Here is a 12,060-nt window from a genome sequence, read left to right as displayed (position 1 = left end):
TACAACCCGTAAAGTCGAACGCGACCCCGGCCGTTCCTCGACCGTTTTCGCCTTGCCTGAGCTTCGTCTCAAAACTTTTCGTACAGAGCCTTAGGCGGCAACGGGCTCAGTCTACGGGCGGACGACCTGTTGGTCTGTCGCGATCCTGGCGTTTTTTGTCGAGGGATTAGCGTCTGCCCCTTGACGCAGTTGGCGCGGCGAGTGGCCGTACTGGCGCAGTATCGCCGCGGCAAAGGCACTCTGGGAGCTGTAACCCACGCGACTGGCTATTTCGCCCATGGGCAAGGCTGATCCGCGCAACAGTTCCAGGGCCATGTGCAGGCGCCGGCGCCGCACATACTCCATGGGGCTGGCCCCGCACTCGGCGATGAACCGTGCATGCAGACGGGCAGCGGACAGCCCGGCGATACGGGCCAGGTCGGCCACCTGCAAGGGGTGGGCGGCGTGACGATCGATGTGGGCATTCAGGGCGGCATAGGGCAGGCGGCGCTCGCCAGGCTGGCTGTCGGCGCTATGGTTGAGGCTGGCCAGCAGCAGGACTGCGCCTTGCTGGGCAATCAAGGGGTCGTCCACCGGGCTGTCCGCCAGCCAGTTGACCAGGCGGCTCTGGCTCGGCCCCAGGACCCGATGTCGGGGGGCATCGAGCAAACGCCGGCTGGCCTCGGCATGTTCGCCCAAAGATTGTTGCACCCAGTGTTCACCGGGTATGTCCAACACCAGGCAATGGCTTCCGCTGGGGCTGCCGCAGACATGCCGGGCACCGGCCGGTACCACCACGAAGCTCTGTTGCTGGACCTGGCTGCCCTGGCCCTCGACTTCGAAATCGAGCTGGCCGCAAAGGCCGAACACCAGTTGTGCATGCTCGTGGCTGTGGGCGATCAGGTCGTGGCTGTAGTGGCGCAGGGTGAGGATAGATCCCATCACGGTCTCCTTGGCAGACCCGCAGTCTACACCGGCGGTCGGAGGGTTCGCGCTGTCATCGCACTGCCGCATTTTTGTCATGGGCTATTAATCGCTGGGGCGCAAGCTCGCAAAAAATCCCGGAGAGCGTCCATGACCCATGTCGAACTCGCCAAGCCCAGCCGCAAGCAACGGGTACGGACCTTATGGATTTCCGATGTGCATCTGGGCACCCGGGATTGCCAGGCGGAACACCTGGCGCAGTTTCTCAAGGGGTATCAGGCCGACCGTATCTACCTGGTTGGCGACATCATCGATGGTTGGAAGCTGCGGGGCGGCATGTACTGGCCCCAGGCCCATACCAATGTGATCCGCCGCTTGCTGACCATGAGCAAGCGCGGCACCGAGGTGATCTACGTCACCGGCAATCACGATGAATTCCTGCGTCGTTACTCCAAGCTGATTTTGGGCAATATCCAACTGGTGGACGAAGCCGTGCACGTCACCGCTGACGGCCGCCATCTGCTGGTGATCCACGGTGACCAGTTCGACGTCATCACGCGATATCACCGCTGGCTGGCCTTTCTTGGCGACTCGGCCTACGAGTTCACCCTGACCCTCAATCGTTGGCTCAATCATTGGCGAGCGCGCTATGGCTACGGTTACTGGTCGCTGTCGGCCTACCTCAAGCACAAGGTCAAGACTGCGGTGAGCTTTATCAGCGACTTCGAGGAGGCCATTGCCCACGAGTGCGTCAAGCGCGAGTTGCACGGGGTGGTTTGTGGCCACATTCACCATGCCGAAATCCGCAAGGTGGGGGAGGTGGATTACCTCAACTGCGGTGACTGGGTGGAGTCCTGCACGGCTTTGATCGAGCACTGGGACGGCAGTATCGAGCTCTATCGCCTGGCCGAGGCCCAGGCCCGGGAAGCCCAGCTCAAGGCTGAGCGCATGAAGTTGGCGGAGCCGGCCTGAGCGATAGCTTGTCGATAAGGCTTCAGGTGGGGCTGGACTGCTCCATCGCGGCCTTGTACAGCGACGTTCGGGGCTGGGCGAACAGCCGTTGCAACATGGGTTCGAAGAAGCTCAGGGGCAGGCTTTCATAGTCGGGATCAAAGGCTGCCGCATCGTACTTGGCGCAGAATTCGGCGGTGCGCTGGTACAGCGGATGTTCGCGGAATTGGTCCCGCAGATGGCGGTCCATGCCCAGGTGATGAAAGAAGTAGTAACCCTGGAAGATTCCATGCTTCTCCACCATCCACAGGTTTTCCGGGCTGACAAAGGGCTTGAGTATGGCCGCGGCGATATCCGGGTGGTTGTAGGAACCCAGGGTGTCGCCGATGTCATGGAGCAGGGCGCAGATCACGTACTCCTCATCGCGTCCGTCATGCCAGGCACGGCTGGCGGTCTGCAGCGAATGGGTCAGGCGGTCCACCGGAAAACCGCCGAAGTCGCCCTCCAGCAATTGCAGGTGAGTGATGATCCGCGCTGGCAGTTGTTTGGCGTAGGCAGTGAAATCCGCAGCGATGATCGCCCAGTCTTCCTGGGTGCCGTCCTGCATGTGGGTGAAGCGCGCGTGAACATTCATCGGCCGGACTCTTGTTGTTATGGGCTGGACTGGAGCGTATGCCTGCGTCCCGTCACCGCAGTGGCTGTGCGGGACGGCTTGCTGTCCGGCCGGGCCTAGAAGGGGACCTTGCCGAGAATCATGTCGCGGTACATGACGAAGTCCCCCAGCAGGCTGTACAGCGGATGCTGGAAGGTGGCCGGACGATTTTTCTCGAAGAAGAAATGCCCGACCCAGGCAAAGCCATAACCGGCAACCGGCAAGGCCAGCAGTAGCAGCCAGGCGCCTTTGCCGATGGCCAAGGCCAGGAGAAAGATCACCAGACTGGTGCCGATGAAGTGCAGGCGACGGCAGGTGCTGTCGCTGTGTTCACTCAGGTAATAGGGGTAGAACTCGGCGAAGCTATTGAACTGTCGGATGTTTTCCATGGCCGCGATCTCTGTGCTTGTTGTTCTGTGAGCGGATGTTCTGCGGGGAGCTTATTTGAGTCTAGAGTCCTTGGCGGCGCTGGCCAGTGACAATAGGCGCCACTTTAGTATCCTTGGAAAATTGGCCGTAGCATGCGGCTCATCATGTAAGAAATCCTCATGAGCGAACGAACGACTTCTGCAAGCTGGGCCTTGGGAATAGTCAAGGCCCTGGAGATGGACGGCCTGGATTGCCGCGCTTTGTTCAAGCAGTTGGGGCTCGACTATGGCGCCCTCGACGACCCCGACGCGCGTTTCACCCAGGATTCGATGACGCGGCTCTGGCAGCGGGCTGTCGAGTTGTCCGGCAACCCGGCGATTGGCCTGAACATGGGCAAGGTGGTTCGCCCGGCGTCCTTCCATGTGGCCGGTTATGCACTGATGTCGAGTCGCACCCTGGCCGAGGGTTTTCAGCGCCTGGTGCGTTATCAACGGATCATTGCCGAAAGTGCTGACCTGAGTTTCCGTCTTTTACCTGAGGGTTATGCGCTGATCCTGACGGTGCATGGCGATCATCTGCCCCCCACCCGGCAAAGCTCCGAGGCCTCGCTGGCCTGCGCCCTGGCCTTGTGTGGCTGGTTGACGGGGCGCGCCCTACAGCCGCGCAAAGTGCTGTTGCAAGGGCCGCAACCGCAGGATGTGCAGCCATACAAAGACATGTTCCATGCGCCGCTGGTGTTCGCTGCGCCCTTTGATGCGCTGATTTTCGAGCGAGCCGACATGGAAGCGCCCCTGCCTACTGCCAACGAGGCCATGGCTTTGTTGCACGATCGCTTTGCCGGCGAATACCTGGCGCGTTTCTCCGAGAGCCGGGTGACCCACAAGGCACGGCAAGTGCTGTGCCGTCTGCTGCCGCAGGGCGAGCCCAAGCGCGAGATGGTGGCGCAGACCCTGCACCTGTCCCAGCGTACATTGCAACGCCGCTTGCAGGAGGAGGGCACCAGCTTCCAGACCCTGCTCGATGACACCCGCCGCGAGCTGGCCGAGCAGTACCTGGCGCAGCCACGCATGACCTTGCTGGAGATTGCCTACCTGCTGGGGTTTGCCGATCCGAGCAATTTTTTCCGTGCGTTCCGCCGCTGGTTCGATGTCACGCCCGGTGAGTACCGGGCGCGGTTGCTGGCGTTGCCGGGTTCCATCAATGACGCCAGAACGCCGGAATGCACAGCACGAACACCGTGATGATTTCCAGCCGGCCCAGGAGCATGCCCAGGGACAGGATCCACTTGGCGGCGTCGGGCAGGGTGGAGAAGTTGCCCGCCGGGCCAATGGTTTCTCCCAGGCCCGGACCCACCCCGGATACGGTGCTGGCAGCGCCGGTCAGGGCGGTCATCCAGTCCAGGCCCAGCAGCGACAGGGCGAGGGCGATCATGCAGATGGTGATGGCGAAGAAGAACGAGAAGGTCAGGATCGAACGGACGATTTCCTCGTCCAGGCGATGGCCGTTGTACTTCTGCTTGATCACCGCCCGGGGATGGATCAACTGATTGAGGTTGGCCTTGAGCAGGATATAGGCGACCTGGAAGCGGAAAATCTTGATCCCGCCGGCAGTCGATCCCGAACAGCCGCCTACGAACCCCAGGTAGAAGAACAGCATCAGCGAGAAGTTGCCCCACAGGCTGTAGTCACCCAGGGCGAATCCGGTGGTGGTGACCACCGAGGTCACGTTCAGCGCGACGTGGCGCAGGGCATCCAGCCAGTGCAGGTCGGTGGTCCACCAGTACCAGGTGCCGAGCACCAGCCAGGTCACCAGCAGCATGCCCAGCAATCCCTGGACCTGCTGATCCTTGATCAGCGCCCGACGGTTGCCCCGCAGGGTCGCCACATAGAGGGCGAAGGGCAGGCTGCCGAGGATCATCACCACCACCGCCACCCAGTGCACCGCCGGTTGTTTCCAGTGAGCCAGGGACTCGTCGGAGGTGGAGAAACCACCGGTGGAGATCGCCGACATGGCGTGGTTGATGGCGTCGAAGATGCTCATCCCGGCCCACCAGAAGGCCAGGCTGCCGCAGATGGTGATGCCGACGTAGCTGGCGACAATCAGGCGCGCCACCATGTGCGAGCGCGGCATGACCTTTTCCGAGCGGTCCGAAGACTCGGTCTGAAACAGGCGCATGCCACCGATGCGCAGCAACGGCAGGATCGCCACCGCCATGCCGATAAAGCCGATGCCCCCCAGCCAGTGCAGCATCGAACGCCAGATCAGGATGCCCGGGGACATGCTGTCCAGGCCGCTGAGCACGGTGGCTCCGGTGGCGGTGATGCCTGACATGCTTTCGAAGAAAGAGTCGGTGTAGCTGATGTGCTGGGTCAGCAGGAACGGCAGGGCGGCAAAGATACACACCACCACCCAGCTGGAGACCGTCAGCAGGTACATGTCCCGCGGGCGCAGGTGAATATGTTCGGGACGGCCGGGAATCACCAGGGCCAGGCCGGCGATGAAGGTGATCATGCTGGCCCAGAGGAAAGACGGCAGGTCGCCGGTGCGTTCGAAGATCACCAGTGTCGCCATCGGCACCACCATGGCGATGGCCAGGGTGATGAGGAAGATGCCGATGATGAAACCAATGATCCTTAAGGTCGGCAACGCCATGTGTTCCGCTCGGGCTGGTATGAGAAGGGCGCCCATTCTACCTAGGGTGCAGGGCATGTAAACCGGCACCCGGCTGGCAGATACCGCTAGAATAGCCGGACATTTTTTTCAGGAGGTGGCCGATGGAGGCTCTCGACGCTTTGCTCAACCGTGTTTCCGTGCCGCGCCTGGTGGAGCCAGCCCCCACTGCGCAGCAACGCGAAGCACTGTTCGCTGCCGCCTTGCGGGCGCCGGATCACGGGCAACTGCGCCCTTGGCGCTTTCTCACTGTCGAGGGGCAAGCCCGTGACCAGTTGGGCGAGTTGCTGGTGGAGGCGGTGCAACTGCAAGGCGGCGACGTGACCCAGGCAGCCTTGGACAAGGCTCGCGCCATGCCTCTGCGTGCGCCACTGGTGGTTGTGGTGGTCGCTTGCTTGCAGGAGCACTTCAAGGTGCCCAAGAGCGAGCAGCTGCTGGCGGCGGGTTGTGCTGCCCACGGTATTCTGCTGGCGGCCTATGCCCAGGGTATCGGCGCGGTATGGCGCACTGGCGAGTTGTCCTATTCGCCCCACGTGGCCAAGGGGCTGGGCCTGGCGGACGGCGAAGAGATCATCGCCTTCCTTTACCTGGGCACGCCGCTGAACGAACCGCGGGTCGCACCGAAAGTCGACATCGCCGAGTTCGTCAGTGCCTGGACGGCCAGGGCCTGATTTTCCCCTTCGAACGCTAAGTCCCTCGCGGGCAAGCCCGCTGCTGTCGAACCTCGCAGCAGCGGCTTGCCCGCGTTGCATTCAAGCCTGCACCACGGCCCCCGGGACCTGGGGCAGCTCCAGCGTGGCGATGAATCCGCCCTGAGGATGGTTGTCCAGTAGCAGGCTGCCGCCGTGGCGCTCCGCTGCGCGGCGGGCGATGGCCAGCCCCAGGCCATGGCCCGGAGCGCTCTGTCCTGGTGCGCGGAAGAACGGCTCTCCCAGTTGTCGCAGGTGTTCGGCTTCCACGCCGGGGCCATGGTCGCGCACGCTGATCTGGAGCTTTTCGCCATGGCGCAGGGCCGTGACTTCGATCGGTTGCCCGGCAGGATTGAAGCGCTGGGCGTTGCGCAGCAGGTTATCCATCGCCCGTTCGAGCATGGTCGGCCAGCCCCGTAGGCTCAGTTGCGGTTGGGCATCGATCTGCACCTGCTGCTCGGGGCAGGCCAGTTGCGCGTCTTTTTGCAGGGCCAGCAGCAAGGCGTTGAGGTCGACTTCTTCGGCGCTGGCGTTGTCCGCATCGACCCGGGCCAGCACCAGGATCTCGCTGATCAGTGCCTCCAGGCGATCGCATTCCCGGGTCAACCGCGGCCAGAGTCTCTCCCGCTCTTGCGGGGCGGCGCGCTCCGCCAATGCCAGGGCGATACGCAGGCGCGCCAGGGGCGAGCGCAGTTCGTGGGAGACATCCCTGAGCAGTTGCCGCTGGCTGCCGATCAGGCTCTGCAGGCGTGAACCCATGCGGTTGAAGTCTCGGGCCAGCACGCCAAATTCGTCACGGCGATTGGCCAGACGCGCCAGGCTGTTCTGCTGATAAGTGGCCTGGCCCAGGTCGTGTACCGCGCCGCGCAGGCGACTCAAGGGGCGGGTGATGGACAGGGTCACCAGCAGGCTGAACAGGGTCAGTACCACCAAGGCAATGGCCAAGGCGCTGAGGGGCCAGGTCAGGCTGTCGCGATGCCAGGCGTCCAGTTCCGGATGGGGGATGCGGTAGATGAACAGGTAGGTGTCGCTGGTTTTCGGGCTGGTGTATTCCGCTGTCAGGCGGCGCCAGGGCAGGTGGCGGTCATCGTTGTTCTGCCGGGCTTCGAAGGCGGCGGCGCGGCGCGGGAAGGTCCCGCGGACCACCGGGTCGCCACTCTCGTTGAGTACCTGGACGTCAATATGGTATTGGCGCTTGCGCTGCTGGAGGATGTCCTGGGCAGCATCTTCGCCCTGGGTCTCGTAGGTTTGCGTCCACTCCTCGGCGAGGCTGTTGAGGCCTGGGTGGCGACTGAGAATCCAGGCGTCCTGGTTGAGCATGTGCCCAAGCAGGATCGACAGGCCTGCAACCAGGGTGATGGCCAGCCAGAAACTGGCCAGGATGCGCCAGAACAATGAACGCACAGGAACTCCTCGAACGCGAAAGCCCAGTGGGGGGAGGCCACTGGGCTATAGGGTGAACGCTAACGCATTATTGCGCTTTTTGCGGTTGTTGCGCTTTCCAGGCCTTGAACTGAGCCCATTCGGCGCGACGTTCCTCTTGTTTCTTGATAATGGCGTCGAATTCCTTCTGCTGCTCGGGTTTGAGCAAGGCGCGGATATCGGCCTGGGTCTTCTGGTGTTTGGCGTCCAGTTCATCCTTCATGGCTTTCTGGTCGGCCGGCGAGAGTTTCTCCAGATACTTTTCCACCACTGCCTTGCGGTCGTGCATTTGCTCGCCCATCAGCTTGCCGATCTGCTGGCGTTGTTCACGGCTCAGATCCATTTGGCTGAAGGGGCCTTTGCCGCGCATGTGTTCGCTGTGCCGAGGGCCGTCCATCGGGCCCATCGGGCCGTTGCCTTCAGGCATGGCCATGGCCACGGTTGGCAGGGCGGCGGCAAACATCAGGGCGATCAGGGTCTTGCGCATGGTGTGTCTCCTTGTCTCATTCCCGGTAAGTTCCGGATGAGTTCAGGTTACCCAGATCAAGGTCAGCGGCAGTCAGCGGAGGGTAAAGCTTGGGTAAAGAAGGTATTTCCGTGCCCTGACAAATGCGTCAGGGCACGTTGCAATCACAGGCTGTAGTAATAGCCGCGGCTGCGCAGGGCGACGATCCGCGGGCGGCCGTCGGAGTGGGGGCCGATCTTCTTGCGCAGGTTGCTGACGTGCATGTCCAGGCTGCGGTCGTACAGGGTCAGTTTGCGACCCAGGGCGATCTGCGCCAGTTCCTGTTTGTCCAGGGGCTCGCCCGGCTGCTTGAGCAGGGCTTCCAGCAGGCGGCTTTCGGATACGGTCAGGGTGATGTCCTGATCGTCGATGTTGACCACGCCGCGAATCGGACTGAAGCACAGGTCTCCCAGCTCCAGCTGGCTGGACGCTGCCACCGGGTGGCTGCGGCGCAGCACGGCGCGCAAGCGGGCGGTGAGTTCGCGAGGGTCGCAAGGCTTGGCCAGGTAGTCGTCGGCGCCCAGCTCCAGGCCGAGGATACGGTCCAGGGGCTCGCCACGGGCCGACAGCATCAGTACCGGCAGGTCGGGGTGGTCGTTGCGCAGTTGCTTGAGCAGCTCCAGGCCACTGCCGTCGGGCAGCATCACGTCCAGGACCACCGCAGCCGGGGCGGTTTCCGACAAGGCCCGGCGTGCGCTCAGGCCATCGTGGCAGGCCCGTACTTGAAAACCTTCCTGGCCGAGCCAGCTGCTCAGGAGCTCGCACAGCTCCTGGTCGTCATCAATCAGTAACAGGTCGCTCATGAATCACTCAATTTAGCCATTGTCGACGCTTGCGATGTCCGCCACTGGCAAAGATACCGCAGAGCAGGGCGATGAGGGCCACGCCGCCGCCGGTGACAAACCATTGCTGCTGGTCGGTCAGCAGGCGCGGCACCGGGTTGGCCTGGGCCTCCTTGAGTTGCAGCTTGAGGCGCTGGTTCTCCTGGCGCAAGCGGGTCAGCTGCGGGCTTTCCCGTTCGGCATCGGCACTCTGCAGTTGTTTGCTCAGCTCTTCACGCAGGCGTTCGCTTTCTTTCAAGCGTTGCTGCAACTCGGTGATCTGACTGCCGGCGCTCAGGGACAGCGGCGTCGAATGACCGGATTCCTGGGCTTCCTCGGCAAGGGCCGGAGCCCCGATCGACAACATGACCAACAGCAGGCACAGCGGACCTTGGCGCATCGAAACTCCTGATTCCAATCGAGTGTTGGGCAGGTTGTCGGCCGTCAAACGAGAATAATGAGCGATTGAGAACGCGATGAGCCGTGAAGGTTCATCGCGTCAGGGAGGATTTACGGCATCGATTGCCTGAACGGCTTGACCTGCACATGGGCATAGACGCCGGCGGTCACAAAGGGGTCGGTGTCGGCCCAGGCTTGGGCGGCACTCAGGGAGTCGAACTCGGCGACGATCAGGCTGCCGGTGAAGCCGGCGGCGCCAGGGTCATTGCTGTCGATCGCCGGGTGCGGGCCGGCCAGCACCACACGCCCTTGGTCCTTGAGCACTTGCAGCCGTTCCAAGTGCGCCGGCCGGTTGGCCAGGCGCTTTTCCAGGGAGTTGGCGACGTCTGTGGCAATGATTGCGTAAAGCATGTCAGTCCTCGGTTTTCGGGGTGGTGGGATCGGCGTCATGCAGGTGGCGCGACAGGTAGACACCCTGGCCCACCAGGAACAATACAGTCATGCCCAGGCTGCCGAAGACCTTGAAGTCGACCCAGATGCTCTGGAAGGTGAAGGCGACGAACAGGTTGGCGGCGCCGCAGAACAGGAAGAAGGCGATCCAGGCGATGTTCAGGCGGGTCCACACTGGGTCCGGCAGGGTCAGGGCGTGACCCATGATGCGCTTGATCAGCAGGCGATCACCGATGAAGTGGCTGCCGATAAAGGCCAGGGCGAACAGCCAGTTGACCACCGGCGCCTTCCATTTAAGGAAGGTTTCGCTATGGAAGGCCAGGGTCAGGCTGCCGAAAACCAGGCAGGCGATCAGGGTCAGCCATTGGCTTTTTTCCAGTTTGCGTTGGGAAATGAACAGCGCGCCGTAGACCACCAGGGAACTGATGATCAACACCGCGGTGGCGCTGTAAATACCGCCCACGGTGACTTCGTGACCGGCAAGGTCGACGACCCGGGGATCGATTTTGTAGACGATGAAAAACAGGAACAGCGGGATGAAGTCGATGAATTGTTTCACAGTGGCAGCCAGAAGCAGGATGTGGCGGCATAATAACAAACATCCTTGGTAGCGAAAGCGCCAGCTGACTTGAGGTTTTATCGTCCTGTGAATGTTGATTTGCACTGCCATAGCACGGCCTCCGATGGTGCCCTGGCGCCCGCGGTTCTGGTTGCGCGTGCGTACGAGAGAGGCGTGCGAATCCTGTCCTTGACCGACCACGACACCCTCGAAGGCCTGGCGGAGGCTCGCCAGGCTGCACAGCAATTGGGCATGCAACTGGTCAATGGCGTCGAGCTGTCTTGCACCTGGGGCGGCGCCACCATTCATGTGCTGGGTTATGGATTCGATACCCAGGCTCCGGCCCTGGTGGCGGCCATCGACAAACTGCACGAGGGGCGCTGGCTGCGCTCCGAGGAGATCAGCCGCAAGCTGGCCCTCAAGGGCATGCCCGGGGCGCTGGAAGGCGCCAGGGCAATCCAGCAGGAGTTGGGGGACAGTGGCAATGCCCCGGCGCGGCCGCACTTTGCCGACTATCTGGTACGTGCCGGTTTTGTGAAGGATCGTGCCGAAGCCTTTCGCAAATGGCTGGGGGCGGGAAAACTGGGGGACGTCAAGCAGCACTGGCCGACTCTGGAAGACACCGTCGGCACCCTTCGCGAGGCGGGGGCCTGGGTCAGCCTGGCGCATCCCTGGCATTACGATTTCACCCGCAGCAAGCGTCGCCGCTTGATTGCCGACTATATTCAAGCCGGTGGCCATGCAATCGAGGTGGTCAATGGCCACCAACCTGCAGAGCAAGTGGGCAGTTTGGCTATCCTTGCTCGTGAATTCGGACTGCTGGTCAGCGCCGGCAGTGACTTTCATGGCCCAGGAGGCTGGTCCGAGATCGGCGAGTATCGTCCGGTTCCGGAGGACCTGCCGCCACTTTGGTGTCGGTTCAAACATGAGCCAATTATTGCCGCCTGAACAGGTAGAGACAGTGAGTCAATTTTTCCAGATCCACCCGGAAAACCCACAGCCACGCCTGATCAAACAGGCTGTCGAGATCATTCGCGGCGGTGGCGTGGTGATTTATCCCACGGATTCGTCATACGCCGTTGCCTGCCAGATGGGCGACAAGGGCGCGATCGAACGAGTGCGGCGCTTGCGTCAACTGGACGACAAGCACAACTTCGCCCTGATCTGCAGCGACCTGTCGCAGTTGGGGCTGTTCGCCAAGATCGACACCGGCACTTTCCGCCTGCTCAAGGCCCATGTGCCGGGGCCTTACACCTTCATTCTCAACGCCACCCGGGAAGTCCCGCGCCTGCTGCTGCACCCCAAGCGCCGTACCATCGGCCTGCGGGTGCCGAGCAATCCCATTGCCCTGGCGCTGCTGGCCGAACTGGGTGAGCCGCTGATGAGTGTCAGCCTGATCATGCCCGGCGATACCGAGGCACTGAGCGACCCTTATGAAATGCGCCAGTTGCTGGAGCATCAGGTGGACCTGATCATCGACGGCGGCTTCGGCAGTACCGAGTCCTCCACGGTGATCAGCCTCGCCGATGGCGAACCGGAAGTGATTCGCGTCGGTTGCGGCGACCCTGCGCCGTTCATGGCCGAGGCCTAGATGTCCGTATTGGAAACCGTCGACGAGCAGGCCGGCGCCCAACAGGAACTGCCATTCGCCACGGTCTACGGCCAGGCGG

Annotated in this window: 15 protein-coding genes; 5 read left to right on the top strand and 10 right to left on the bottom strand. The window is 62.4% G+C overall.

Annotated features, from left to right (window positions below; genetic code table 11):
* Positions 1-111: 111 nt before the first annotated feature.
* A complete protein-coding gene (locus FW796_RS00650; protein WP_346632034.1) occupies positions 112-921 on the bottom strand; it encodes an AraC family transcriptional regulator in 810 nt (269 codons plus the stop codon).
* Between the two features lie 132 nt (positions 922-1,053).
* Here FW796_RS00650 and FW796_RS00645 point away from each other — a divergent pair, with 132 nt between their 5' ends.
* Positions 1,054-1,875, top strand: a complete 822-nt coding sequence (locus FW796_RS00645) for a UDP-2,3-diacylglucosamine diphosphatase (protein ID WP_346632033.1) — start codon at positions 1,054-1,056, stop codon at positions 1,873-1,875.
* Positions 1,876-1,897: 22 nt separating this feature from the next.
* Here the strand turns inward: FW796_RS00645 and FW796_RS00640 are convergent, their stop codons facing one another.
* A complete protein-coding gene (locus FW796_RS00640) occupies positions 1,898-2,488 on the bottom strand; it encodes an HD domain-containing protein (protein WP_446438889.1) in 591 nt (196 codons plus the stop codon).
* Positions 2,489-2,583: 95 nt separating this feature from the next.
* Positions 2,584-2,895, bottom strand: coding sequence for a DUF962 domain-containing protein (locus FW796_RS00635; protein WP_346632031.1), 312 nt, complete (start codon positions 2,893-2,895; stop codon positions 2,584-2,586).
* Positions 2,896-3,054: 159 nt separating this feature from the next.
* Between FW796_RS00635 and FW796_RS00630 the strand changes: the two genes are divergently transcribed.
* Positions 3,055-4,116 carry an AraC family transcriptional regulator gene (locus tag FW796_RS00630; RefSeq protein WP_404938693.1) on the top strand — a complete coding sequence of 354 codons (1,062 nt, stop codon included), beginning with the start codon at positions 3,055-3,057 and terminating at the stop codon, positions 4,114-4,116.
* Here the strand turns inward: FW796_RS00630 and FW796_RS00625 are convergent.
* On the bottom strand, positions 4,073-5,527 hold the full coding sequence (locus FW796_RS00625; RefSeq protein ID WP_346632029.1) for a TrkH family potassium uptake protein: 1,455 nt from the start codon (positions 5,525-5,527) through the stop codon (positions 4,073-4,075). The genes FW796_RS00630 and FW796_RS00625 overlap by 44 nt on opposite strands.
* Positions 5,528-5,649: 122 nt before the next feature.
* Here FW796_RS00625 and FW796_RS00620 point away from each other — a divergent pair, with 122 nt between their 5' ends.
* Positions 5,650-6,216, top strand: a complete 567-nt coding sequence (locus FW796_RS00620) for a nitroreductase family protein (protein WP_346632028.1) — start codon at positions 5,650-5,652, stop codon at positions 6,214-6,216.
* 81 nt (positions 6,217-6,297) lie between these two features.
* Here FW796_RS00620 and FW796_RS00615 read toward each other — a convergent pair whose 3' ends face one another.
* The 6 genes from FW796_RS00615 to FW796_RS00590 form a co-directional block, all read right to left on the bottom strand.
* On the bottom strand, positions 6,298-7,638 hold the full coding sequence (locus FW796_RS00615; protein ID WP_404938695.1) for a sensor histidine kinase: 1,341 nt from the start codon (positions 7,636-7,638) through the stop codon (positions 6,298-6,300).
* Positions 7,639-7,705: 67 nt separating this feature from the next.
* Complete coding sequence (locus FW796_RS00610; RefSeq protein ID WP_346632026.1) at positions 7,706-8,143, bottom strand: LTXXQ domain protein; 438 nt, start codon at positions 8,141-8,143, stop codon at positions 7,706-7,708.
* A gap of 143 nt (positions 8,144-8,286) precedes the next feature.
* Positions 8,287-8,964: a response regulator transcription factor gene (locus FW796_RS00605; RefSeq protein WP_346632025.1), complete on the bottom strand. Its 678-nt coding sequence runs from the start codon at positions 8,962-8,964 to the stop codon at positions 8,287-8,289.
* Between the two features lie 7 nt (positions 8,965-8,971).
* Positions 8,972-9,382, bottom strand: coding sequence for a translation initiation factor 2 (locus FW796_RS00600; RefSeq protein ID WP_346632024.1), 411 nt, complete (start codon positions 9,380-9,382; stop codon positions 8,972-8,974).
* Between the two features lie 110 nt (positions 9,383-9,492).
* Positions 9,493-9,792, bottom strand: coding sequence for a YciI family protein (locus tag FW796_RS00595; protein ID WP_446438888.1), 300 nt, complete (start codon positions 9,790-9,792; stop codon positions 9,493-9,495).
* A gap of 1 nt (position 9,793) precedes the next feature.
* The gene (locus FW796_RS00590; RefSeq protein ID WP_346632022.1) at positions 9,794-10,390 is read right to left on the bottom strand and encodes a septation protein A; all 597 of its coding nucleotides are present in this window, start codon (positions 10,388-10,390) and stop codon (positions 9,794-9,796) included.
* Positions 10,391-10,477: 87 nt separating this feature from the next.
* On the opposite strand from FW796_RS00590, the gene FW796_RS00585 reads away from it, so the two are divergent.
* Both FW796_RS00585 and FW796_RS00580 read left to right on the top strand, forming a co-directional pair.
* The gene (locus tag FW796_RS00585; RefSeq protein WP_123723920.1) at positions 10,478-11,338 is read left to right on the top strand and encodes a PHP domain-containing protein; all 861 of its coding nucleotides are present in this window, start codon (positions 10,478-10,480) and stop codon (positions 11,336-11,338) included.
* A gap of 13 nt (positions 11,339-11,351) precedes the next feature.
* On the top strand, positions 11,352-11,981 hold the full coding sequence (locus FW796_RS00580; protein ID WP_102864113.1) for an L-threonylcarbamoyladenylate synthase: 630 nt from the start codon (positions 11,352-11,354) through the stop codon (positions 11,979-11,981).
* Positions 11,982-12,060: the final 79 nt, after the last annotated feature.

This window comes from Pseudomonas sp. 910_21 (assembly GCF_052850735.1).
The sequence above is the reverse complement of the archived record's forward strand: the minus strand, read 5'-3'. Positions and strand labels throughout refer to the sequence as shown.